General features: G+C 55.1%; 13 protein-coding genes. 3 read left to right on the top strand and 10 right to left on the bottom strand.

All coding sequences use genetic code 11. The features are described 5' to 3' along the window. Positions 1 to 184: 184 nt before the first annotated feature. The gene (gene miaA, locus SV7mr_RS21300) at positions 185 to 1195 is read left to right on the top strand and encodes a tRNA (adenosine(37)-N6)-dimethylallyltransferase MiaA (protein WP_145276494.1); all 1011 of its coding nucleotides are present in this window, start codon (positions 185 to 187) and stop codon (positions 1193 to 1195) included. Here the strand turns inward: miaA and SV7mr_RS21295 are convergent, their stop codons facing one another. From SV7mr_RS21295 to SV7mr_RS21275, 5 genes are all read right to left on the bottom strand, one after another. After that, on the bottom strand, positions 1196 to 2251 hold the full coding sequence (locus SV7mr_RS21295; RefSeq protein WP_145276492.1) for an NAD(P)-binding domain-containing protein: 1056 nt from the start codon (positions 2249 to 2251) through the stop codon (positions 1196 to 1198). Between the two features lie 82 nt (positions 2252 to 2333). Beyond that, a complete protein-coding gene (locus SV7mr_RS21290) occupies positions 2334 to 3455 on the bottom strand; it encodes a DNA alkylation repair protein (RefSeq protein WP_145276490.1) in 1122 nt (373 codons plus the stop codon). Next, positions 3452 to 4210, bottom strand: coding sequence for a glucosamine-6-phosphate deaminase (nagB, locus tag SV7mr_RS21285; protein ID WP_145276488.1), 759 nt, complete (start codon positions 4208 to 4210; stop codon positions 3452 to 3454). The genes SV7mr_RS21290 and nagB overlap by 4 nt, the downstream gene beginning before the upstream one ends. Continuing rightward, positions 4210 to 5517 (bottom strand): HD domain-containing protein, encoded by a 1308-nt coding sequence (locus tag SV7mr_RS21280; protein WP_145278824.1) that lies wholly within the window; start codon positions 5515 to 5517, stop codon positions 4210 to 4212. The genes nagB and SV7mr_RS21280 overlap by 1 nt, the downstream gene beginning before the upstream one ends. Before the next feature lie 59 nt (positions 5518 to 5576). Continuing rightward, complete coding sequence (locus SV7mr_RS21275) at positions 5577 to 6518, bottom strand: RING finger protein (protein WP_419187724.1); 942 nt, start codon at positions 6516 to 6518, stop codon at positions 5577 to 5579. Between the two features lie 366 nt (positions 6519 to 6884). On the opposite strand from SV7mr_RS21275, the gene SV7mr_RS21270 reads away from it, so the two are divergent. Beyond that, positions 6885 to 7403, top strand: a complete 519-nt coding sequence (locus SV7mr_RS21270; RefSeq protein WP_419187723.1) for a tRNA (cytidine(34)-2'-O)-methyltransferase — start codon at positions 6885 to 6887, stop codon at positions 7401 to 7403. Here SV7mr_RS21270 and SV7mr_RS21265 read toward each other — a convergent pair. The 5 genes from SV7mr_RS21265 to SV7mr_RS21245 form a co-directional block, all read right to left on the bottom strand. Beyond that, the gene (locus tag SV7mr_RS21265) at positions 7376 to 9679 is read right to left on the bottom strand and encodes an efflux RND transporter periplasmic adaptor subunit (RefSeq protein WP_145276486.1); all 2304 of its coding nucleotides are present in this window, start codon (positions 9677 to 9679) and stop codon (positions 7376 to 7378) included. The genes SV7mr_RS21270 and SV7mr_RS21265 overlap by 28 nt on opposite strands. A gap of 13 nt (positions 9680 to 9692) precedes the next feature. After that, entirely contained in the window at positions 9693 to 11279 is a 1587-nt protein-coding gene (locus SV7mr_RS21260) for an efflux RND transporter periplasmic adaptor subunit (protein ID WP_145276485.1), read from the bottom strand. A gap of 29 nt (positions 11280 to 11308) precedes the next feature. Beyond that, a complete protein-coding gene (locus SV7mr_RS21255) occupies positions 11309 to 12358 on the bottom strand; it encodes an efflux RND transporter periplasmic adaptor subunit (RefSeq protein WP_145276483.1) in 1050 nt (349 codons plus the stop codon). Between the two features lie 188 nt (positions 12359 to 12546). Then, complete coding sequence (locus SV7mr_RS21250) at positions 12547 to 14601, bottom strand: preprotein translocase subunit SecA (protein WP_145276481.1); 2055 nt, start codon at positions 14599 to 14601, stop codon at positions 12547 to 12549. A 2-nt stretch (positions 14602 to 14603) separates the two neighbouring features. Then, the gene (locus SV7mr_RS21245) at positions 14604 to 16994 is read right to left on the bottom strand and encodes a TolC family protein (protein ID WP_145276479.1); all 2391 of its coding nucleotides are present in this window, start codon (positions 16992 to 16994) and stop codon (positions 14604 to 14606) included. A 397-nt stretch (positions 16995 to 17391) separates the two neighbouring features. Between SV7mr_RS21245 and SV7mr_RS21240 the strand changes: the two genes are divergently transcribed. After that, positions 17392 to 25581 carry a DUF4347 domain-containing protein gene (locus SV7mr_RS21240; protein WP_145276477.1) on the top strand — a complete coding sequence of 2730 codons (8190 nt, stop codon included), beginning with the start codon at positions 17392 to 17394 and terminating at the stop codon, positions 25579 to 25581. Positions 25582 to 25591: the final 10 nt, after the last annotated feature.

Below are 25591 nucleotides of genomic sequence, written 5' to 3'. Positions count from 1 at the left end.
CCACGGTTGACGGATTTCTATAACTGGAAGGGGCATTACACAACTTCACTGGGGCATCAACAGTCGTTATCTTTCGGTCAAAATACATTGTCCTCTCATCTGGCACAATCGTTGCCTTTGAGTTCGTTGAACGAGCTTAGTGCACGCTGGCCCGATCGGTTTCTCACCTGAAGTTTGCCCTGGAATGCCCGAATCATCGCACGACCTATCCGAGTCGCGTTCTTCCCTGTCAGAGCCGGATTGCTGGCCAGGGTTGATTGACAATGCGATGGTGATCACCGGGGCGACAGCATCGGGCAAGAGTGCCTTGGCCATCGAGCTGGCCAACCGCGTCGACGGCGAACTGTTGTCTCTGGATTCGATTGCCGTTTACAAAGGCATGGACATTGGCACCGCCAAGCCCACTGCCCAGCAGCGGCAACTGGCGGTGCATCACCTGATCGATCTTGTTGAACCGGATCAGGACTTCAGTGTGGCTCATTACATGCAACTGGCCCATCAATGCGTGCAAGACATTTTGGACCGAGGGAAGGTGCCCATTTTTGTCGGTGGAACCCCGATGTTCTTGAAAGGTATCTTGCGCGGCTTTGATGCGGGGCCACCGCCTGATTGGGAATTCCGTAATGCGGTTGAAGCCGATGTGCAGCAGCATGGTGTGGAAGCCTTGATGCGGCGTTTGCAGCAAGTCGATCCGCTGTCGGCAACTCGCATCGAAGCGAACGATGTGCGCCGAATCGTCAGAGCATTGGAGGTCGCCAAGTCAACCGGTGTGCCGCTCAGCCATCGCCAGACGCAATTCGATGTGGCTCGTCCAGCCGCTGAGTGTCAGGTGTATTCGCTCCAGCATCCACGGCCGAAGTTGCACCAACGAATCAACCAGCGCGTTGAAGCAATGTTTCAGGATGGATTGGTCGATGAGGTTCGAAGTCTGATCGAGCAGTATGGAACGCTGTCCAGGACAGCGGGACAGGCCGTCGGCTATCGGGAGGTGATTCAGTGGCTGGACAGCGATCAAGACGAATCTGATCTGCGCGAACAAGTTGCGATTCACACCCGTCAATTGGCCAAGCGGCAGGAAACTTGGTTCCGTTCCTTTACCGAAATCACCGCGCTGACCGTCAACGAATCAACCAGCACCGACGAATTGATCGAGACGATCTTGCAGCATCGGCAGGCGTTGGCCGGTTCGCAGTGATCAGCTCTCTGGCAACGCTTCAATCTGTTTCATGAATTCCGGCTCACTCTCGGAATAGTTTCCGCCGGTCAGGTCAGCCACAATGCGATCGACATGATCGTGGCAGTTTTCCAGGAACGTTTTGTAGTGACTGGTTTGAGTGCCTGCGATGGCTGTACCTGCAACATAAATGCCCGGCACATTGGTCTGCATGGTCTGAGGGTCAAACATCGGGCGTTGTGTTTCCCCAATCAGTTCGACACCGGCGTTTCGAAGCAGTGTTTTGTCTTGCCCATAGCCGATAAGCGTCAACACATCCTCGCAGTCCACGGTGATCAATTCGCCATCGTGCCGTTTGAGATCCACGCTCTGTTCAGTGATGCGTTCCGGTTGGCAGTTGAAGTATGCCTCAATCCGCCCCGTGCGAATCAGACCATTGATCTCTGGTAACAGCCAGTATTTGATTCCATCTTCGGGGATCGAGGGCCCGCGATGGCAAAGTGTGACGCGGGCGCCAACATGATGCAAACGCAAGGCGGCTTCGACGGCGCTGTTTCGACCGCCCACAATCAGGACGCGTCGACCGTGGTAGCGATGCGTTTCACGCAGATAGCCATCAACGTGTGGCAGCTGTTCGCCGGGAATGCCCAGTGTGCGATTGAAGTCCGTGCCGCCGATTGCCAGCACAACGTTTTTGGCCGTGTAGGTGACGGTTTGGTCATGGCAACTGGAAATCAGTTGCAACGCATTGCCCGCCGTTTCAATCGATTGAACCCGGCAAAAGGTTCGTATCGGAAGGTCAAACTGGCTGACGACACCGCGCAAGTAGTTCAGGTATTGTTCGCGAGTTGCTTTCGATTGATCGATGGTCAGCAGTGGGACACTGGCAATGGAGATTCGTTCATTGCTGCTGAACCAGCGTGTTTGAGGAGCCCACCAGGCGATGGTGTTGCCGATCGTCCCTGCTTCTAGAATTTGAAAGGAAACTCCAGCACGCTGTAAGGCAACGCCCAGTTCCAAGCCGATCGGCCCTCCGCCAACAATGGCTACTTCGGAATGCGGTGGAGTGTTTGTCATGAGTTCTTGGGGGGAGCGTTGAAAGGGCAGTCCTTACCAGCGTTGAGATCAGCAACCGTCATCCAGCAACCGTTATGAAACTTTAGGGCGTCCCTGTGAATTGAAAAGCGGCTTCTTGCAGGACTTTGCCATTGATTTGCAGGCCGACGGTGTGTTTGCCGGAATACAGTCGCCGCACCGTGGTGGCTTTCATGGGATGCTGTTTCTCAATGGTACACGACTGGCCAGCGGCGAGTTCCAGCGTTTTCCATTTGAAGACTTTACGGCCCGTCTTGCCGCCTTGGCGAACATATTGCACGACATAGTCGATCATCAAACGCCGCGTTGACTTTTCCAGGTTCGTGATCGTCGCTTGCATTTTGACGGACTGACCCAGAGCGATGCGTTTGGGGGCGACCTTCAGCGCGGTGTCCAGTTTGCCGCCTGGTCGATAGCCCAGCAGTTTTAATGCACCTGGATGTCCGTCTTTGATCAAGGTGCGTAGTGCCTGAGTTGCCAAGGTCACCCGATGCGGCTGATCGGGGGCATAGCGTTCGGCGACCCAGTCGACGATCTGGTCGGGATGGTCTTTGGCAATGTCGTTCAAGTTATTGGCAACCGACCTGCGAACATACAGTTCAGGATCATCGACCAGGGCATCGAGGATCGGAAAAATCGGTGACGGATCATCGATTAACGCCTGCAGTTTCCGGCCCCAAGGCAATCGTGGTCGAGTGCCTTCGCTGCACCAGCGACGCACATGAGCGTCGTCGTGTTGGGTCAGCGATTGCAATCGGGAGAACGTTTGGTCTGGCAGTGATTCGACGAATGGTCGGATGGCAAATTCAGCGGAAAAGCATCGCGTTAGCGCTGTCATCGCTGCAAACGATTCCTCGAAGTGCGGCAGGCCATGTTCGGCGATCAATTGTCCGTAGGGCCAGAGGTGGAAGTGATTGGTGAATCCTTCGCAACGCTCCAAAGGCGGTGGCAGTGATCGAACCAACACGTTGATCGCCGCAGGATAGGGTTTGGGCAGGCTTAGCCGCAATGCAGCGGCAAACTGCTTGATCCGATCCTGAAGCTCCAGCGTTTTCAGCTGGTGGCAGCAACGCTGGACAAACGTGTCTTGATCAAACCGCTTGTGAACCGCCGAGACCTGCTGGGCAATGGTCTGTGCGGTCTGTTGATCAAAGGAGTCTTTAAACGGTTTGCGTTCTTGTTTCACGCCATTTGAATCTGGCTGGCAGCCGCTGGGTCGGTCACAACCGTTAGCGACGGGTGCTGTTGTAAGATTGATGCGGGGAGTTCAACATCAACCGGACCTTGAATCATGCGTTCAACAGCATGCGATTTGCCTTCGCCGGTGGCAAGCAAGACGATGCCTTTGGATTCCATGATGGTGCCAATGCCCATCGTCACCGCTTGCTTGGGCACTTCATCGATGGTGTCAAAGAAGCGCGCGTTGGCCTGAATCGTATTGGCGGTCAAATCGACAAGGCGCGTCCGGCTGTCGGCGGCCGATCCGGGTTCATTGAACGCAATGTGTCCGTTCAGCCCAATGCCCAGCAGTTGCAGATCGATACCGCCTGCTTCGCGAATCATCGCTTCGTAGCTCTGGCACTGATCAGCGAGGTCAGCAGCCGCGCCATCTGGAACGTGCGTTCGATCAAGATTGATATCGACTTGATGGAACAGGTTTTCATTCATGAAGCTGCGATAACTTTGCGGGTGATCGCCTTTCAAGCCGACGTATTCGTCCAAGTTAAAGGACTGCACGGATTGAAAACTGAGTTGCCCCTGTTGAACCTTTTGTACCAACTGTTGGTAGGTTTGCACGGGGGTTCCACCGGTAGCCAGTCCCAAAACAGCTTGTGGGTTGGCGGTGATCAGGCTGGCGAACCGATCGGCGACGATGGCAGCGGCTGCGTTTGCATCCGGGGCTACAACCAAAGAGATGCCATTGATTTTTGTTTCAGTCATTACACCCATTGCTCTTCCATCACTTCGATTGCTTCGTTCAAAATCTGTCCCCAATCCTGATCGGTGGAGATCTGTTGTTTCAAATGCTCACGCAGCCCTGGACGAACAAAGAGGCGAACCTTTTTCACGATGTCGTCAAACTGTTGTCGTGCCAAAGTGGCTGCAACGGGCGAGACATCTTCTAGCGGCTGGCAGGCCCCATCAAACTTACGAATCGCCACGTTGATGTCGACTTCTAATTTTGTCGGTGGAGCGTCAATCAGGATATCGACGGGGGAAACCGCGATCCCGAAGCGGCGGCTAACCGTCTGGGTCAGTGTTTCTGCCAGTGCGACCAGCCACCAGTACGGCCGTCGCGTCAGGCGTTCGTGAAGCGGTCGGCCGGAAAGGACGCTGAATTCTGCCGCTGGTTTGTAAAGCACTCGACGTGTGCCGAATAGACCTTCGATCATCGGTTCGGCTAGGCTGCCTTCACCCGTGCGGCGCAGCAAGGCAATCCAGGCTGCATCAGCCAGCTTCAGTGTCGACGGCAGGTCCAGTCGGTGTTGCAGTAAGAAAATCGAACGCTGCAGCATGGCCGTCGCTGCGCGAACGGTGTGGTGCCAATAGACCTCGTTGAACATGATGTAACGAGAAAACACCATCATCTCAGCAGCTGTTTGACCTTTGGCGTCAACCGCTAATCGCTGGGTGCTAGGGTCAACGGTTAAGGCTGAAATCAAACGTTGGGAATCAAAGTTGCGGCCGTATTCGACCCCACAGTGCAAACTGTCACGCTGTAAGTAATCGAGCTTATCGATGTCGACGGGGCCGCTTAGGCAGCTGGCCAGAAAGGTCACCGCGGGGGTGTTCATGTCGCGTTGTGGACCAACACCCAGCAATGCCAACATCAGTTCCGGCGTGCATTGCCAGTCTTGGTCAATCGCTGCGGCAAGTTCAGGATCCGTGATCACCTCCGTCAGTCGCTGTTCGTGACTGGGAAGGTCCGCGAGCTGCATGTCTTCGATCGGATGGCAATAGGGCCAATGACCAGCGTCGTGCAGCAGGGCAGCCAAAAGGAACGCGTCGCAGTGAGCCTGGTCCAGCCAGGGGCCAACTTGAGGGTCGCGAGTGAAGCGATCAAGAAAACGCAGCGCGTTCAGGTAAACGCCTAGCGTGTGTTCGAAACGGGAATGCATGGCGCCCGGATAGACCAGATTGACCATGCCCAGTTGGCTGATGCAAGCCAAACGTCTCAGGACGGATGAGTCCAGGATTCGACGCACGCGGTTGGAGATTGGAACCGAATCCGAGGGTGGGATTCGCATCAGGGAACCTGAGGACGCCAAGCCCGCTCCGTGCCACAGCTTTAATTCGGTTAATTCGCTCACGAAATTGTCGCTGCTCGCTTTGAAGTGGCGGTTGAAACTTGGGCGGCAACGTCTTGGGCGGCAATGTTTGGCAACTTCATTGCCTGCCAGTGACTGAGCTGTGAGTCTTCGATGACTGCGGGACGATGGGTCAGTGGACGTTCGTTTTCGCTGGCTTGTCCAAAGTAAATCATGCCACTGATCCAACCGGCAACGGCAACGACCAATACATAGAGCGCCGCGTGGATCACACCGCTAAAGAATTCCAATTCAAAGGTGGCCATCGCAATGATGGCTCCAACGACGATCATCACCATCAAGGAGATGCCGAACACGATCACGGACATTTCGTTGGCGGCATCAAGTTCCATCACGTAGGAGGGGACGAACGCATAGATGCACCATAGCAAGCCATAGGCGCCACTGGTGACCAGCACGCGATTGCGGAGTTCGGGGCCGCGATAGGGTTCGCATTCCTGATCGTATAGAAACATGTAACCGGCCCAGGCCAGCGGCGCTGCCAAGGCAAAGGCGCCCAGGAGACGGATGTAGACCAATCCGGAATTCTCTGACCCGGCAAGCCGCAGCATCAACGCCAAAACGAGCAACGCGATCACGCTGCCAATCGTGATCAGCAATCCCTTGCGAGTGACATCGGTTTCTTGACGCGTGATCGGCTTCAGGACACTTTGCCCTTTGCTGTCTTTGGGGGCATCATCAACGGGCGCGTGGACGACAACTTGCTCGTCGGCCTGGGGGATTTCAATGGGCTTTTTGCAGCTTGGACAGGGACCTGTCTGGCCGGCAAATTTCTCGCTTACATTGAATCGTTTTAAACAGTGTCGACAGGTGACTTGAATCGGCATGAAGTGAACTTTAACCAGTCGGGACGTCTGGGTCTGACGAGCTGTCAGTGTGAAATAGAACAGTGTCCGCTGTGCCAGTCGTAGGACGTTCAAGCAGGCAGGAGCATTCAGTCGACCTGTGGCACAAAGACGCGACCGATGACGACCAGGCCGCGTTCACTGTTGCTGTCTAGTTTGCCGTGTCCCTCACGGCTTTTGCAACCCTCCGCCCCCAGGATTTGGCCAGTCCTGTAGAATTATCCGCTCCCGTGCCCTGCGCCGGTCCGATTGCGCCGAATCTTGCAGCGATTCGCTGCGTCGAGAGAGGGTCTGGCCGGACGGGATCTTGAGCTGCCAATGCAGAGTGAGCCGCCAAGATTCGCCACTCTTTTAGGTCAGCACGGATGTAGATCAGGCCAGGTTTCGTCTACGATTGATGCTTGTTTGTATCCCTTACCAAGTTAACGATTGGTCCTGACTTTGAAGGCTAAATCACCCCCACCGAATGCTCCCTTTGCGAAGCAGCCCCAGGACGGCAGTCCGACCGCACATGTCGTGCTGTATCAGCCAGAGATCCCGCCAAACACGGGCAACATTGGACGATCGTGTGTGGCCGTGGGTGCCAAGCTGTGGATCGTCGAACCGGCCTCGTTCGATTTCAGTGAATCACGCGTCCGCCGGGCGGGGTTAGATTACTGGCAGCATCTCGATTTGCAGGCCGTCGATGACTTTAGCGTCGTCCGAGAGTCCTTTCCCGCCGAGCGGATCTTTTACTTTTCACGTTTCGCAAAACAATCTGTCTGGGAGGCAGAGTTTCAGTTTGGCGATGTGTTTGTCTTCGGTAGCGAGACCAGTGGCCTGCCCAGAGAAATCGTTGGCCCCGATGATCCGCAGGCTTTGCGTCTGCCAACCACCGGCCTGGTGCGCAGTTTAAACCTCGCCACCACCGCAGGCATTGTGCTCTACGAGCATCAACGGCAACTGGCGATGCGCGAGTAGCGTTGCAGGACTCGGTGGCCGCTGCGGTGACTGCGCTGCATGATCTGGCTGTGTTCACGCATCACGTTTGCAAGGCTGGGCGATGCCAATTCGGCTTGGCGTTTTGTTTCTTGGATCAGCCGGCGGATGGCTTGGGAAAGGCGTTCAATCAGCGACCGCTTTTTGTCAGGCATCCGTAACTGGACTCTCAGCCCATCGGCTTGGCAGACTGGATCTTCACTTTCGTTCCAATCAGCGTGGACGACGAAGTGAGGGTCGATCAGCTCGATGGCCTCTGAATCTTGATCGTCCCGTGAACGGACTTCCAAGGGGCCTTGATTGGTCGCGGCAAGTGACGCCAGTTCCCGATCCAGTTCCAAACGAGCTTGCGGATCAATGCGTTGCAGGGTTGCCAAGTGTCCCGATCGATCAGGGCAGATCACTTCAACGCTCTTTCCCAGACGTTGGCGAACCACGGGAAGACTGAACTGGTCGACCAACGCAACCAGTTGAGCATTGTGGTCGTTGGCTAGTCGCATCAAGGTGTCGCCTTCGCGCATGAACCTGCCTTGTTGTGCCGCCAGATGCCTGGCGACGATTGTTCCATTGATTGGAGCGTAAAGGACTAGCGCGTTGACTTTGGGTTGCAATTCTTCGATGCGCTGTGCGATCGCCTGGGCGTCTTTTTGCAATGCTTCCACGTTGGCGGTGTCATGATCGTTCAATGCGATTCGTTGTTGGATTTGGTTCTCCAGCAGTGAGCGTTGCAGGGTGACGAATTGGTTTTCCAAATCACGGTTTCTTAGCTTCAGCAGCAGCTGGCCTTGTTGAACGCTCTGGCCATCGTGAACCAAGATGCTCTCAACGAAGCCGTCGGCTTTGGCGCGGACGATCGACGAAGGGTCTCGCTGAATCACTCCTTGCAATTCAACGCCGGACGTGATGAGTCCCGATGGAAGTGGCGTGGCGACCATCAGATAACCCACACAGCAAGCCAAGCTCGCCAGCACGGTTGCGCGCAGAGCAGCCTCGGGAAGGTAGCGATGCATCTCTCGGTGATAACTCGCCAAGGTTCGAATCGGGTTGATGAACCAGGCAACGATTCCTAAGGCCGTCAGGACGATCCCGGCGCCAGAGAACATGACCGACGCACCAACGAGCAACAGAAAACAGACAAGCAATCGCCAGCAAAACGCTGCGGCACCGTAGGTGGTGAGGATCAGCAGGCGTGACTTTGAGTAGCCGCTGCCGTAATCGCGTTGGCCATAAAATAATCGCCGCATCAGACGTCGCCAATGGGCCGAGCCTTCCTCGTACAGATTGGAAAAATCCAGTGCGTCACACAAGAGATAGTAGCCATCAAACCGCATCAGAGGATTGGCGTTGAACAGCAGCGTCGAGACACCAGCGGTTAGAATCACGTTGGCTGTGACGAATTGGAGTTTTGCATCATCCGTGATCAGCCAAATCCACATGGCGATCGAGGCAATGAGTAGTTCTACATACATCCCGGCAGCTGAGACCAGCATCCGTCCCAGACGGCTACGCAGTCTCCAAACGCGAGAGACATCGACATAGGCCAGCGGTGCGAAGAGGATCATGACGATGCCACATTCACCCGATTGCACGCCTTGGAATTGACAGGCGGCGGCATGGGCCATTTCGTGAACAATCTTTAACAGCAACCATGCGATGAACAGAATCAGCCACCGCTCTGGACTGATCCACTGGCCCGCTGATTGTGAGACCTGCTGATAGTGAATGCAGTAGCTCACGATCCCAAAGACGATCAGGCACAGGCCCAAGAACAGTGGCAGACGCTGAAACAGTTTGCCCATCCAACGCAACGGAGTCGTGAAGCCCGAGGAATCACTCAATAGAGGAATCTTCAGCCAAAAAGGATTCCAGCGTTGCAGAAGACTCTGGCTAGCCTTGCCAGAGGGCTCGCGCTGATGATCACTGGTCATCGTCCGCTTGCCCGTTGGGTCCGTTGCCAGTCCCTGCTGAATCAACCAGATGACGACGGTCTCTGCTTCTTCTTGCGAGAGCGCATCCTGACCCAGTTGAGCCGCAGAGAACCCGCAGGCTGCGGCGACGGTGGTCTTGCCATCCAACAAAGAAAGAAAGACCGATTCACGATAGCCAACGCGGTAGAACTTTCGCGTCGCCCGATCTTCGATGCGGTAAACCTGTTGCCCGGCCTCAGATGCAGGCCATACCAAAATCGTCTCCGAAAGTTGGATCGTTTGGTTGCCAAGGTCGATGGCTTGCAGGTCGATTTGTGCAGCGGTATTCATTGGCTGGTTTACCTCACCACCCTAACCACCACAGAAGCTTGTAATAAGCTTTGTGGAAAAGGTTCCAGCCTAATGCATGCTTCTCACAGGCAACGGAACCAGAACCTTGCATGCCGGGACGCAGCAGTTGCGATTCGTTGACCAGTAACGCGTCCGCGAGAAACACGTTTTGTGACTGATGCAATTCGGCTTTGGGATGAATGCGTTCGATGGATGACTCAATGATTTGTTGCGGCATCGATTCGAGCCGCAATGAAACGGACATCCCTTTGTGAACTTGGCGAAGATCAGCTTCGTTGATTTTGATTTGCAGGTTGAACCGATCCAAAGGAGCGACTTCAAACAGCGTTTCGCCTCGCTTCAGCGGGGTTCCTTCCGATCGTTTCCAGTCACCGGAGACCACGATGCCATCGATCGGAGATCGAATCTCTAATTGGCTAAGACGATAATCAATTAAGTCGATTTCGGACTGTAAGCGATCGGCGGCCAATTGCTTCAGTTTGCTTTCAGCGATCTGATGCCGTGCAAGTTCGCCTTTCTGTTCCTGTCGGATGCGATGTAACTCGGCTTTCTTTCCAGCGAGTTCCATCTTCAGTTCGCGGCCACTGATCTTGGCTAGCACTTGACCGGCTTTGACGCTCTCTCCGGGGCGAACCAGCGCGCGATCCAGCGGCGCGTCGACCGGTGCGGCGACAAACCCGCGTTGGAACGGCTGCAGTTCGCAACGCACGGGGGCATGGTAGGTCGTCGGCCATAACAGAACGAGTGCGGCAAGCACAACGCCGCCTAGGAGTAACTTGCTGCGCAGCGGACGCGAGTTCAAACCGTTTTGCTGCAGCCAGCGAATCCATCGCGGCGGTTGAAGTCGCTGCACGGTCTCCAACGCATGAAATAAATGCAAGCTCGCTGCATCAAGCGCGTTGACGATGCGACTGACTTGCTGCTCGGCCATGATGCGATCGTAACAAATCACGATCACTCCCGATGGCACTCTGCCGGTTGAGTTGGAATCCGAAGCGAGTTGTTGAATCGCCGAGGGAGCTTGGCGAAGACAGACGGTCATGCAGCGTTTCATCTGACCGGCAGAGACAAACTGATCGATGGCCATCATGCCTACGCGCTGACGACGTTGGCTGGCCTGAGAGTCGCAAACCCCGCCCAGGATCGCGGCCTCCTCAGCAGCGGCCGCTAACATCATGCGCTCATCGCCAGTGGGCGGCTGAGAAGGATCCAACTGGCCAACCAAGTCAAGTGGCTGCTGGTCGTGCTGACGCCAGAAGAGATAGACCTGCGCTGCTTCCATCCACTGTGAAATGCCCTGACAAGCCGCGTGAGTGGCCTTGCTGAACAAAGCGGTCGCGGTGACGGCGGTTAACAGTTCAGTGATCGCCGCCAGGTCTGCTTCAGTCGTTTTTACCGATGTCGGCGTCCCGTGCTGGGAGTGCAAACCTTCATCGCTAGGCTGCACACGACGTCGCGGCGTCGTCAGCTTTTCTGGTGCTGTCCCGGTTTCTGTTTGGCTGACGCCTACATACAGACTCTGCTTGGACCAAGCCAAGTCAGGCGATGACGAGCGATTCGGATCAGGTGCTGGATTCAAAGCGGGTGACTACATCAACGGTTGAAAAACTAGGGCGTTGGCGAAGCAGCAACGTTGTCCGAGGGTCGGTTGGCGTCAACCGAGGCAGGGTCAACCGAGGCAGGGCTGGCGGTGCCAGGGCGTTGCTGGCTGGAACGTTGCTGGCTGGAACGTTGCTGGCTGGAACGTTGCTGGCTGGAACGTTGCCCGAGGGGACTTTGATCGAGGGGACTTTGATCGCCCGCTCTCTGCACACCACTGTTTTGCTGGGCTGTTGTCGGTTTTGGGGCGCCTGTCCCGCGGACCACTTTTCCAGTGCTGCGGCACAGTTCACCGCAGGCGAGGGTGCCTTTGGTGTTGTCGATGCGAACCTTGACATCACAGGTAGCCGTTTGAGGCTTGGTCATGGGAGAGATAAACTCAACCACGCCGATGGACGCTGGGCGCTTGCTAAAGGAGATCTCGATCGATTGTCCGCTGCGCAGTTGCTTGGCTTTGGCCATGGGGAATGAGAAGATCGCACGCAGTTGTGTCAGATCAACGATCGTCATGATGACCGGGTCGCTGGGGGACACAAATTCACCGAGGTCCTTGCGGATTTCAACCACCACGCCATTGATCGGTGAGCGAATTTTTCGACGATCGAGCTGTGCCTCAGCACGCTGAAGTTCGTGAGCTCGCACGCGGGCTTCGTCTTCGATGACTTGGACATTCGCTTGCGCGATTCCAAAGGAAGTCTCAGCACGTTGCACTTCGCGATCGGTGGCGTTGTGTTGTTTGCGAAGGTTGCGATAGCCCTCCAGTTCATACTGTGCGTTTTCGAGTTGCCGTTTGGCGGCTTCTAGAGAACCTTGAGCTTCACTGGCCGCTTTGGCGACTAACATTGCGTTTTGGTAAACTTGATCATCAAGCCTGGCGACGACCTGTCCCGCTTTGACCAGGGTTCCCTCTTGGACAAGAATGTCAGCCATCACGCCGACCTCGGGAGCCGCCAGTTCGATTTGCCGGAGAGGTTCGGTAAAGGATTCGTATTCGTTGCTTTGGTAATCGGGTTCGATCCGCGGCAGTTGATTGCTTGGTGGCTGTGCATTGGCGGTCATGCCAAGGGAGATGCACGCCGCTAGCGTCAGCAGCCAGCGAGATCGGTTGGCTTTCCCGCTTCGCGTCTGGCACAAAACAGAAGCAGCCTGAACGTGTGCATGCTGCTGACGATCAGACCCTTGTGGGTCGGATGGGTGAGTTGAATGATAATGCACGGGGAATCCTCTGTGCCGTAACGGGAGCTTGACTAACGACGCCGGTCAGTGCCGGCGATCGGATTGGAATGTTGGAACCGCGCCGACATTGCAGTGCTGCGTTGTCGGCTGCGTTGAAACATCAGGCCACGCTGCTTGCGATCAGTGGCTTCAGCATGGAGTTGTGCTTTTTCGATTCTTCGTGTGACGGTCCGGATCATTCGCGGCCGCTCGATTGCCTGGGCTAACGAGGTGCGAAGGTAAGGCGCATAGCGATTGATGAACGCATCTTCCAACGCGACATAGAATCTTGCCGTGCCTGGATCGCCTTGTCGTGCGCAGCGTCCAATCAGTTGTCGGTCGACTCGCCGCAACTTATGGTGTTCCATCCCAATCACGTGCAAACCACCGGCATCACGCACGGCTTGTGAAAGATGAATGTCAGTGCCGCGGCCGGCTAGGTGAGTGGCCACGGTCACTTGGCCGCTCTGTCCAGCGTTAGCGACGATGGCTGCTTCTTGTTCGGACTGAACTCCATTGAGTACTTGAGGCTTGAGCCCCAGGGATTCAAGCTGTGCTGCCAGCACGATACTTTGATCGATATGGTTGGTGCCGATCATGACCGCGCGCCCTTGTTGGGCAACCTGAGCGGTTTCCCGGCAAATGGCAGCACGCTTTGATGCTTGGTCACGATGGATGGACAATTCCAAGACGACTCGTTGGCACGGTAGACGCGGTGAAAGTTCCGTTGTCGGCAGTCGATAAGTTTCCCTGAACTCCTTCCGGCAACCGTCAGCGGTTCCCGTCATGCCCGAAAGGAAAGGATAGAGCGCAAAGTACGCTTGCCGCGTGATCCTGCCTTGTGCTCCCGCTTGGGGCGAGACACGCAATCCCTCTTTGACTTCAACCGCTTGATGGAGTCCGCTGGCCCATTGGCGGTCCTTGAAGATTCTGCCGGTGGATTGCTCGACCAGGTGCAACTGATCGTCTAGCAATGTGTAATGCTTTTCGAGGTGCAGGGTGTGCTCGGCCTTTAAGGCAGAGACAACGTAGTGGTGCCAGGGATAAGCTAAACGCTGGTCGCTGGCCATCTTCTCGCATTCATAGATCCGTTCAAAACCGGCTTGGGTCAGTTCGATGGTTTGCTGTGTGGGGTCAAGTGTGTAGTCTTGTCCCACTTGAAGGTTCAGGCTAAACGCTCGGGCAGCGCGGTGGATGGCAGCGTCTTTGGCGATCCCTTCAGGACGTTCAGTGACCAGCAACGGAGTTAAGGCGTCGTCAATCAGCACTTGGTCCGCTTCGTCAACGACGGCCGCAAAGGGTTGGATCTGACGCAGGCGACTCTGCAGTCCCGTTCCACGCAATCGTCGAATGGTGCTGGCGCCAAAGGCTGCTGCGAGTTCGTCTCGTTGTTCCGCTTGATCGCGCAGGTAATCAAAGCCGAACAGATGCCCAGCCGCATAGGTAATGTCAGCGCGATAGGCGGCCTGCGCGACGCTTAGCGAGTCGTGTTCTCCACGCAGCGCGGTACGGACTCCTAATGCCTCAAACACCGGTTGCAGCAGTTTTTGATCGCGTTCGGCTAGGTATGCGTTGGGCAAGCAAACATGGACTCCCCGGCCGGTGAGCGATAGCAGGTAGCTGACCAATGCGCCCGAATACGTTTTTCCTTCGCCGGTCTGCATCTGGACAATCTGATTGTGTGCCATCGCAATGCCCGCGGCGATTTGGCAATCGTAAGGCATGATGGACAATGCCTTCTGCAATCCCAACGCTGCCAGGGCGATCGCTTCGGCAACAAAGGCTTGCTGGGAATGGTCTAGACGCCCGGCGCGACGGCTGGTCGCAGCACTCAGCCATTCAGATTGGGCTCGCCTAGCCAGTTGCAAGGTTTGCGCTGGCAATTCATAGGATGCCGTTGTGGAGTGCCGGTGGATCAAGTCACGGACGCGTGGGATCAGTCGCTCGATTGCCCGTGGACTGGCGGCGTTCTGGGACGACAAAGCAACGCGAGCGGTGGCGCGTTGTTGCTGATTCCCGGTTGTCGGCGGCGCCGACAAGGGCACTGCCGAAGCCGTTTGCGACGAGACGTTTGCCGATGCATTCATGGCTAGAATCCTCGACTGTTCTCGATCGCTGCAGCCCTGGGGGGTGTCTCGTCTTCGGTCGTTGAGGATTTGACAAATGGCTGAGCTTCGTGCGCTGCATGTTCCTCGAATCGCAGCAGCGTTCCCGTCGCTTTGCGAAGATTCACCCAGGACATCGCATAAGCAATCTGTGACTCAAGGAATTCACTCTCCGCCGCTGCCAGTCGATCTTGTGCATCGAGCAAACTGTCAACCAGGGAAACGAGCGAGTCTTCTTGCGCGGGCAACTCTTGATAGCGCTGAGTCAGGTAATCGACTTCCGCCTGCATCGCATCAACGGCCAGTTTCTTTTCCACAAGGTCCTGGTACGCAGTGTTGGTCTCACGGGCGGCAAGTTCGACTTCAGTGATCGCTGATTCGGTGGTCTGCTTGAACGTCTCCATGACCTGGTGAAGTTCCCAACGACTGCGGTTCAGTCGCGATCGGGCCGCGCGGTTGCCGATGGGGAGTTCGTAGGTTAACGCGACGGAGTATCCTGGGCGACCGTCACTGAATTGATTCTCCAACGCGCCCCAAGTGTCACGGCCTTCTTCCAGTCCAGCGACATAAGTGCCTAGCAAGAGGTCAAGTTGTGGCAGGACTTGGTTTCGCGCCAGTCCAACTCGGGCACTGACCTCTTGGATCTCCTGCAGCACAGCGCTGATGTCGCCGCGGTGTTCCAGGGCTTCGTAGACAGATTGCTTGAGGTCCACTTCAAAGGGCTGCGTGTTGGGTAGTTCGCTGGTTGTCCATTCGACCGGGGCGGTTGTTGGAATTCCAGAATAGCCAACTAGCATCCGCAGTCGTGATTGAGCATCTTGAATGCGTGATGCGGCGCGAACCAGTCCCGCTTGGCGTCGCGCGACTTCAGCTTTTGCTCGAATCAGTTGACGCTTCCCGGCATCAAATGCTTGGCGAGATTTGATGACTTCGTATAAGTCGATCGTCTTGCCAACCAATTTGCGCTGTTGCAGGTAACGAGCTCGGTAGCGATACAAGTTCCAGTAAGCTGAGGTGACTTCTCTGAGATGATCTTCAAGCTCCAGGCGAGCCTCACTGCCGGCTTGATAGGCGCGGAACTGCGCAATCAGGACCTGATAGCGATTGACCTGTTCACCGCGCCCTTGCAGCAGAGGTTGCGAATAGTTCAGCTCTAAACGCGTGGTGCCCTGCGGGTTTGGTAACAGGAATTCCGAGTTGTTTTCCTGGAAACCACCACGCTGGAGCATTTCAAAGTTGCCACCGTTTCGCAGCCGGCGCTGCAATGCTGCGGATGCTGTAAATTCTTCGTTGCGGAAGCGGCGATCGGCGTTACCAGTTGTCAGTTGGTTGCCAACGGGATCGTTGCCGTCTGCAAATTGTGTTTCCAGGAAGAGTCGCGAGTCAAATTCTGCGTCCGCGATGGTGACTGCGGATTGCTGGATCTTTGGCTCATCTAGAATGGATTGAATGCGCGGCGAATTGCTAAGTGCTGAAACCGTCAGGCTGCCAACGTCCACTAGCAACTGCTGGTCGGAGAATCCGATAGGGCGATTGATCTCCTCGTCCCACCACGCACGGACGTCGGTCGGCGCAGCGGCGGGCGATAGCTTCACTGGCTTGTGAAGCTCGTTGAAATTCTGGTCCGACAAATGCCACTGGGCAACTCGTCCTCGCACCGAGTCAAGGTGCCGCTGAGCAGAACCACGCGGCGTGACCATCGGCAGAGTCTCGTAAGGATCTGGCTTGCTCAGCCGATGAACTGCTGATGTGATGGGCGGATTGGCAATGGGCTGATTGACCAATATGTTGCCACGGGCACCAAAGGGGCCACGCTTTGGCGATCGCTTGGTGCGTTCCAGTTCTTGTTCGGCCTCACGCGTTGTCTGATGCGCCGCCAGGGTTGCATCCGTCGCCGAACGTTGGTTGACGCTAGCTGGTTTGGGCAGACTGGCCGTTGTTCCACCGAGCGGTTCGATCAGGACGGGCTCCAGCAACAAGGTGGAACGTGATTGCCGATCGGTTTGGTCCGTTGATGAACTTCGCTGGGAAGGTGCTGCTTGACGCACCGTTTGGGGAATCAATTCAACGGGGGTTGAAACCAGAGGGCTGGCGACGGTTTGTGGAGCCGCTAACTCGCTTGGTTTCGCAATGGTCACCGGAATCCATCGCGGGCCAGAAGGGTTTTGGGCGGAACGCTTGCTGTCAATCAGGCTGTCAAGCTGCGCGGGTTCCTGAGCACTGGTCATGACGGCAAACGAACTCAGCAGCAATGCAATGCTTGTCCTCGACCAACGCCAGCATGACTTGGCCGGCAGTCGACGATCCATCACGCTCCGCTCAACCGGCCCGCTTCCTTGCTTCGTTAGGTTGGTCACATCCATGACGTTCGGCATCAGCTTGCCAATTGGAAAAGTTTCACTAACCGTTCAAACCCTGACGTGGTGGTGCTGAGGGTGATCCCGCACCAAGTTCTGGATTCGTCGTTGGTGCGGAGCTGGACACAGCCGTTACGAGGGAAAACGTACAGTTCAGATTGCCATGAACGATTTAAGCGTTGCAATCGTTAAAGCCAGCGTGTTGTTATTCACATAGGGAAGTGCAGTCAGAATCCAACCCGACCTGCTTTGTTGTCGTTTCCTAGGGTTTCACTTGCGGGGGCAGATCTGAATCAAAATGTGCAGATATTGACGTTGCGGACGACGCCTGTCGAGGTGCGGGGATTGCCTGCCCTGTCTTGGTGGTTTGGTCAACGCCTCTACTGTCAGCCTTCTCTCTGTGGCTCGCCTTGCTATGCATCAACGTCTAGAACATCTGCTTTACCTCGGACGAAGTACTGCGCAAATCATCTCGTGGAAACTTAGTCGACGGTTTCGAACCGGGCGGCGGAGTGGTGGTCGGCTTGGCAAGGGCACGGCCGCTTACCAACGCCAACCCCTGAGCTTGATGGGGTTAGAGCAGCGTTTGTTGATGAGCGCTGTGCCGCTTGATGTGATCGAAGCGGGGGAGGCGGAAGAGTTGGACGGGCCCCTGCTCATTCAAGGGGACGCGGGCCTGACTGAAGGAGACAGCCCAGCGGTAGAGGACACCGCACAGGCAGGCGCGGTGTTAGTCTTTCTTGATCCTTCTGTCACCGATTTTGATGCCGTGTTGGCCAGTCTGACGGCCAATACGCCTGAAGCAGATCTCTATCTTTTAAGCGACAACAGTTCGGGGGTCGCGCAGATCACTGAAGTGCTCAGTGAACGGAGCGATGTTCATTCATTACACATTGTTGCTGGGACCGAAGGAGTCAATTCTGTCTTTGGTTCAGAAGATCTTGATCAGGTCACGCTGAATCAATACGTGGGTTCCATCGCAGCTTGGAATGATGCACTGTACAACGCTGGAGAGATTCACTTCTATGACACGGACTTTGCCTCCAGTCTCGAAGGGCAAACGTTTTTGCAGGTCATGGAGTTGCTAACGGGGACGACTGTCACCGAAAGCAGCAGCAGCAGTCTGCGAACTCAGGTAGAGGCGTCGCTCGTTGGATCAGGGGCCGTGGTCTCGTGGGATCTGATTCAGCAAGATTCGATTATCGTCACGACAACCAGCGATGTTAACGACGTCGGACTTGGTGCCTTTGATCGAGATGATTTGGCCGCTAATCGTGGAGCCGATGGCGAGGTCTCGTTGCGAGAGGCGATCATTGCAGCCAATCACAGCGCCGGAATCGATCGGATCGCGTTCGACATTGGTGATGCTCAGCCCGATGAAATCAGCTTGCTAGCCGCTTTGCCTGAAATCACTGACTCGGTCGTCATCGACGGTCACGCGGCAAATGCCGATCTGCCCATGCCAGGTGTTTCCTTGCAGGGCAATGACTTGGCCATTGACGGGCTCGTGCTGGGAACCGGATCCGACGGCAGCTATTTGATTGGGTTGTCCGTGATGAATCTAGGCGGCAGTGGAATCGTTGTCGAATCCGCAAACAATACGATTGTCGGTAACTGGCTGGGTGGCTTGTCGTTAACGACTGGACTTGCGGACAGTGACTTGGCGATAGCAGCTGACGGATTGCGCATTCATTCTGATGGAAATACGATCGGTGGGCGCACCGACGATGAGCAAAATGTTCTGGGAGTCATGGATGGCAATGGAATTGCCCTGATTGATGCCAGCAACAATCAGATTCATGGGAATCGCATTGGTGTGGCAGCCAGTCAGCCGACAGCGGCTGCGATTGGCCAAAGCGGTATTCAACTGAGCGGGAACTCTGACGCTAACCAGATCGGTCAGCGGGGATCGGGAAACTTAGTTGCCTTCACTGGATCGAATGGCATTACGATCGAAGACGAATCGGATAGCAACCTGTTGCGATTCAATCGGATCATGGCATTCTCTGGACTCGCCATCGATCTTGGGAATGATGGCCGAAACATCAATGACCCTCTGGACGCTGATGATGGCCCCAACGATTTGTTGAATGGGGTCCAACTTGACTCTGCCAGCATCGATACACAGGGTGCGTTGGCGGTGAATGTGTCTTTACAGGCTCAGGCATCTGCTGATTACAACATCGACTTTTACCTCTCCGATAGTCAGGGGCAACTGCGACGATTCTTAGGGCAGCAAGCACTGTCAACGGACGGTCTTGGCAGCTACAGCGGAGTGGCTAACCTGACAACGAATGGCCTTGATGGTTCAAACTATCTCTCTGCAATTACAACCGACGACGCTGGCAATTCGTCTGAGGCTGTCATCCCTCTGCAGTTGATCGAAGATAACCTGGCTCCTGTGCTAACCGTCACTCCCCAGTCAAACCTCTTGTTTGTTGAGGATGGGCCGGCGCTAGTGCTCTTTCCCGATGTGCAAATCACGGATGATGGTGAGCTAAGCGGGGCCGTGATTGAAACATTCTTTCACGCTTTGAGTGACGTGAGGCTACAGTTCGAGGGCACCGATTCGATTGTCGGAACCTGGGATGCTGACGCCCGAACGTTTGACTTGTCCGGTCAAGCGAGCGCAGCAGAGTATGAAGCTGCGATCGAACAGATCGAATTGGTGAATTACACCAATCGAGTTGGGCCAGAATTCGGTTTTCTCAATTTGACTGTCTTTGATTCATTCGATCAGTCCGTGAAGGCTTCGCAGTTGCTTGCCGTTGAGCATGTTGTGAACGAGGTTACCGGTGATGTGAAACTCTCGGGCCCAGTGGTGGTTGGTGAAGCGGCAACGGTGGATATTTCAGGTGTCACCGATCCAGAACTTGCCACGAACATTGTCGTCAAATGGTATCTAGATGGCGAGTTTTTTCTGCAAGCCGACGAGTTCACACCGACGAATGAACAGGCCGGTAGGGACATATCTGCTTCGGTTCACTTTGTCAGTATTTTCTCAGGGAGCCGCTCCCTGTGGACGGATACTGAGGTCATTCTTGGTTCCAATCAACCAGCCGTCGGTTTGCCTGTGATTCCACACGCCGCGGCGGAAGATCAAGTGTTGAGCGTGGATCTGGACGCGATCAGTGATGTTGATGGCATGGCGACTTCAGTGTTTACCTATCAATGGTACCGCGATGGAGCGGCAGTTGTTGGTGCGACGTCTGATCAATACACGCTGGGTGATGCCGATGTGGAGGCGGAAGTCCATGTGGAAGTCAGCTTCACCGATGATCGCGGCGGCGTGAATGTACTGCAGTCATTGGCAACAACTGCCGTGGCCAATGTGGACGATGCACCTGTGGGACTGCCTGCGATCACAGGCGTTGCAACTGAGGATCAAACATTAGGTGTGGATCTGGGTGGGATCAGTGATATCGATGGCATGGCGACGTCGGTATTCACCTATCAATGGTACCGCGATGGAGCGACAATCGTCGGCGCGACGGCTGATCAATACACGCTGGGCGATGCCGATGTGGATGCGGAGATCCATGTGGAAGTTAGCTTCGCAGACGATCGCGGCGGTGTGAATGCATTGCAATCATTGGCGACAACTGCGGTTGTGAATGTGGATGATGCACCCGTGGGATTGCCTGTGATCACGGGTATTGCCACCGAAGATCAAACGTTGGGTGTGGAACTCAATGGGATCAGTGATGTTGATGGCATGGCGACTTCAGTGTTTACCTATCAATGGTACCGCGATGGAGCGGTAGTTGTTGGTGCGACGTCTGATCAATACACGCTGGGTGATGCCGATGTGGAGGCGGAAATCCATGTGGAAGTTAGCTTCGCAGACGATCGCGGCGGCGTGAATGTCTTGCAATCGTTGGCGACGACTGCGGTCGTGAATGTCGATGACGCACCTGTGGGACTGCCTTTAATCACGGGCGTTGCAACTGAAGATCAAACATTAGGTGTGGATCTCAATGGGGTCAGTGATGTCGATGGCATGGCGACGTCGGTATTCACTTACCAGTGGTATCGCGATGGTGCGGTGATTGTCGGCGCGACGGCTGATCAATACACACTGGGTGATGCCGATGTGGATGCGGAGATCCATGTGGAAGTTAGCTTCGCAGACGATCGCGGCGGCGTGAATGTCTTGCAATCATTGGCGACAACTGCCGTGGCCAATGTGGACGATGCACCCGTGGGATTGCCTGTGATCACGGGTATTGCCACCGAAGATCAAACATTAGGTGTGGATCTGGGCGGGATCAGTGATGTCGATGGCATGGCGACGTCTGTATTCACTTACCAGTGGTATCGCGATGGAGCGGCAGTTGTTGGTGCGACGGCTGATCAATACACGCTGGGCGATGCCGATGTGGATGCTGGAATCCATGTTGAGGTCAGCTTCACCGATGATCGCGGCGGCGTGAATGTTTTGCAGTCCGTTGCAACAACTGCGGTCGTGAATGTGGACGATGCACCCGTGGGACTGCCTTTAATCACGGGCGTTGCCACCGAAGATCAAACGCTGGGTGTGGACCTCAATGGGATCAGTGATATCGATGGCATGACAACGTCGGTATTCACCTATCAATGGTATCGCGATGGAGCGGCAGTTGTTGGCGCGACGTCTGATCAATACACACTGGGCGACGCCGATGTGGAGGCGGAAATCCATGTTGAGGTCAGCTTCACCGATGATCGCGGCGGCGTGAATGTCTTGCAGTCGTTGGCAACAACTGCGGTCGTGAATGTGGACGATGCACCTTTGGGACTGCCTTTAATCACGGGCGTTGCAACTGAAGATCAAACGTTGGGTGTGGAACTCAATGGGATCAGTGATGTCGATGGCATGGCGACTTCAGTATTCACCTATCAATGGTACCGCGATGGAGCGACAATCGTCGGCGCGACGGCTGATCAATACACACTGGGCGACGCCGATGTGGAGGCGGAAATCCATGTGGAAGTTAGCTTCGCAGACGATCGCGGCGGTGTGAATGTTTTGCAGTCCGTTGCAACAACTGCGGTCGTGAATGTCGATGATGCTCCGATTGGCTTGCCTGTGATCACGGGTATTGCGACTGAAGATCAAACATTAGATGTGGATCTCAATGGGGTCAGTGATGTTGATGGCATGACGACATCAGTGTTTAGCTATCAATGGTACCGCGATGGTGCGGTGATTGTCGGCGCGACGGCTGATCAATACACACTGGGCGATGCCGATGTGGATGCGGAAATCCATGTTGACGTCAGCTTCACCGATGATCGCGGCGGTGTGAATGCATTGCAATCATTGGCAACAACTGCGGTCGTGAATGTCGATGACGCACCTGTGGGACTGCCTTTAATCACGGGCGTTGTGACTGAGGATCAAACATTAGGTGTGGATCTGGGCGGGATCAGTGATGTTGATGGCATGGCGACTTCAGTGTTTAGCTATCAATGGTATCGCGATGGAGCGGTAATCGTCGGTGCGACAGCTGATCAATACACGCTGGGCGATGCCGATGTAGAGGCGGAAATCCATGTGGAAGTCAGCTTCACCGATGATCGCGGCGGTGTGAATGCATTGCAATCATTGGCGACAACTGCGGTTGTGAATGTGGATGATGCACCCGTGGGATTGCCTGTGATCACGGGTATTGCCACCGAAGATCAAACATTAGGTGTGGATCTGGGCGGGATCAGTGATGTTGATGGCATGACAACGTCGGTATTCACCTATCAATGGTACCGCGATGGAGCGACAATCGTCGGCGCGACGGCTGATCAATACACACTGGGCGATGCCGATGTGGATGCGGAGATCCATGTGGAAGTCAGCTTCACGGATGATCGCGGCGGTGTGAATGTACTGCAATCGTTGGCGACAACTGCGGTCGTGAATGTCGATGATGCTCCGATTGGCTTGCCTGCGATCGCGGGCGTTTCCACCGAAGATCAAACATTAGGTGTGGATCTCAATGGGATCAGTGATGTTGATGGCATGGCGACGTCAGTGTTTAGCTATCAATGGTATCGCGATGGAGCGGCAGTTGTTGGCGCGACGGCTGATCAATACACACTGGGTGATGCCGATGTGGATGCGGAGATCCATGTCGAAGTCAGCTTCACCGATGATCGCGGCGGCGTGAATGTTTTGCAGTCCGTTGCGACAACTGCGGTTGTGAATGTGGATGATGCTCCGATTGGATTGCCGGTGATCATCGGGACGGCGATTGAGGATCGGGCACTCAGTGTTGATTTGAGTGATTTGAGCGACATGGACGGCCTGGCGACGTCTCTGTTTAGTTATCAGTGGTTTCGTGATGGTTCGGTGATTGTCGATGCAACTTCGGATCAGTTCACGCTGGGCGATGCCGACGTTGGCAACCAGATTCACGTTGAGGTTGGATTTAGTGATGATCAGGGAACCAGTTATGTATTGACCAGCGAACGCTCGCCGGTCGTTCAGAATGTCGATGATGCTCCGACAGGGTTACCCATGATTGTTGGGTTGGCGATTGAAGATCAAGTGCTGCATGTTGACACGGGTTTGATTCAGGACGCCGATGGGATTGAGCATGCTGTCTTTGGTTACCAATGGTACCGAGATGGTGTGCTGGTGTTCGGTGAGACAAGCGATGCTTACACCTTGGGTGACGAGGATGTCGATTCGGTGATCACGGTTGAGGTTGAGTACACCGATGATCGGGGGACGGTGGCGAATCTGATGTCTGTGGCGACCGATGTGGTGGCCAACGTTGATGACGACGCAGTGGGATTGCCATTGATCAATGGGGTGGCGATTGAAGATCAATGGCTGGGTGTTGATACCAGTCAAATCACTGACGCAGATGGTTTGAGCAATGTGAGTTTCAGCTATCAATGGTATCGTGACCAGGTTGCAATCTCTGGAGGCACCACCGATCAATTGCTCTTGTCGGATATCGACGTCGATGCACAAATCAGCGTTTCGGTGACCTTCACTGATGATCGAGGCATGGAGTATACGCGGACGTCCGTTCTTACCGGTCCGGTGAAGAACCTTGACGACTCCGTCACGGGGCAACCGGTGATTGTTGGTCAAGCAGTCGAGGACCAGCAACTGTCATTAGATCTTGCAGGGATTGCAGATGCTGATGGTATGGAGAATGCGGTGTTTTCTTATCAGTGGTACCGTGATGGGTTAGTGATTGACGGCGCGACAGAAGCGACCTACACGCCAACCGATGCGGACTTTGGCAAGAACATCACGGTTCTGGTTAGTTTCGTCGATGATCGTGGTGGTTCTTCTGTCACGCTTTCTCAGCCAACTGATCCGGTTCAGGGTGTCAATGATGATCCCACTGGGGTGCCAGTCATGGTCGGGACATTCCTTGAAGAGGAGGTGCTGTATGCGGATCTCAGTGGATTGGTTGATCCAGATGGCCTTCCAAGTGCGTATCAGTATCAGTGGTTCAAGGACGGCGTGGCCATAAGCGGGGCAGACCAGCAAGCGTATGCATTGACGATTGACGATGTTGCGCAAAGAGTCTCAGTGCAGGTCGAATATGTTGACTTGCAGGGGACACGCGAAGTGCTTCGATCTGCCGAGTCACCTTTGATCGACAACATCAATGATCCGCCAGAGCTTCAAGATTTAGGTTTTGAGATTCGGTTTGGTGAATCCTTAGACGCCGCTGCCGAGTTCTTTCAGCAGCAAGCCTTTGATATCGATGGTGACGAGTTGGAAGCGATCGTGGTTTCCACGCCTAGTTCGGGCACACTGGAGGTACAGCCCGATGGAAGCTTTGTCTTTACCCCTCGCACAGGCTTCTTTGGCGAGGTGTCGTTTAGCTGGGTGGCCTTCGACGGTGAATTTATCAGTGACGCAGCCACCGTTACAATCGTCATTGCTCCTCCAATCGACACCACGCTGCCACCGGATGAGGGTGGTGGGACTGGAACCTCACAGCCAGGTTCATCAGGAGGCCCGGGAACGGCCGATGCAAATGATGAGGGTTTATCGCAATCTGATCTGGATCAGCTCAAGGGCCATGGTGCGAGCAAGCTGGACGATTCGAGCCTTGTCGGGGAGCAGGCGATCGAAGAAAGCGGTGACGAGCAGTTTGAATCGAGTTTGTTAGTGTTCGCCTATGCGAGTGATTCGATCCGGCAAGGCGCCAATGGCCATGAAATCGATGTGCGTGTCCACAGTCTCAAACCATTGTTGACTGAGCAGTCGCATAACCAGTCGAGCGTCAGTTTGTATACCGAGGTGGCGGAATCGGTTGCAGATTCCATTGACTGGGCACACTACAACTTTGCCGAAGTGAACCGGCACATTTGGGAACAACTTAATTACAGCGAATCTCATCTTTCCACCATTTTGCGAAACCGTCAGATCTTGGCGGGATCCTTTGGAGCGGCGACGGGAGGGATTGCGTTCGCCATCGTGAGTTGGCTCCGCAACAGTGTGCTCTTGCTGGGGGTGTTACAGCAGCGACCGATCTGGTCGTCAATGGATCCATTGCTGCTGATTCAGGGACTGCGTGATCAGGATACCGAATCGCTTGAAGATGTCTTCAAAGATCAGAAAGAGAAACTCTACGGCTCCGGCGAGAGCGTTGTTTAACCACTATTCA

The sequence above is a fragment of the Stieleria bergensis genome (genome assembly GCA_007745635.1).
Classification (GTDB): domain Bacteria; phylum Planctomycetota; class Planctomycetia; order Pirellulales; family Pirellulaceae; genus Stieleria; species Stieleria bergensis.
This window is presented reverse-complemented; position numbering and strand designations above follow the sequence as displayed.

Bases quoted from the DNA above. Each gene is read 5' to 3' on its own strand.
- miaA (WP_145276494.1), top strand. From the start codon at position 185: ATGCCCGAATCATCGCACGACCTATCCGAGTCGCGTTCTTCCCTGTCA.
- SV7mr_RS21295 (WP_145276492.1), bottom strand. From the start codon at position 2,251: ATGACAAACACTCCACCGCATTCCGAAGTAGCCATTGTTGGCGGAGGG.
- nagB (WP_145276488.1), bottom strand. From the start codon at position 4,210: ATGACTGAAACAAAAATCAATGGCATCTCTTTGGTTGTAGCCCCGGAT.
- SV7mr_RS21280 (WP_145278824.1), bottom strand. From the start codon at position 5,517: ATGCGAATCCCACCCTCGGATTCGGTTCCAATCTCCAACCGCGTGCGT.
- SV7mr_RS21265 (WP_145276486.1), bottom strand. From the start codon at position 9,679: ATGAATACCGCTGCACAAATCGACCTGCAAGCCATCGACCTTGGCAAC.
- SV7mr_RS21255 (WP_145276483.1), bottom strand. From the start codon at position 12,358: ATGACCGCCAATGCACAGCCACCAAGCAATCAACTGCCGCGGATCGAA.
- SV7mr_RS21250 (WP_145276481.1), bottom strand. From the start codon at position 14,601: ATGAATGCATCGGCAAACGTCTCGTCGCAAACGGCTTCGGCAGTGCCC.
- SV7mr_RS21245 (WP_145276479.1), bottom strand. From the start codon at position 16,994: ATGCCGAACGTCATGGATGTGACCAACCTAACGAAGCAAGGAAGCGGG.
- SV7mr_RS21240 (WP_145276477.1), top strand. From the start codon at position 17,392: ATGCATCAACGTCTAGAACATCTGCTTTACCTCGGACGAAGTACTGCG.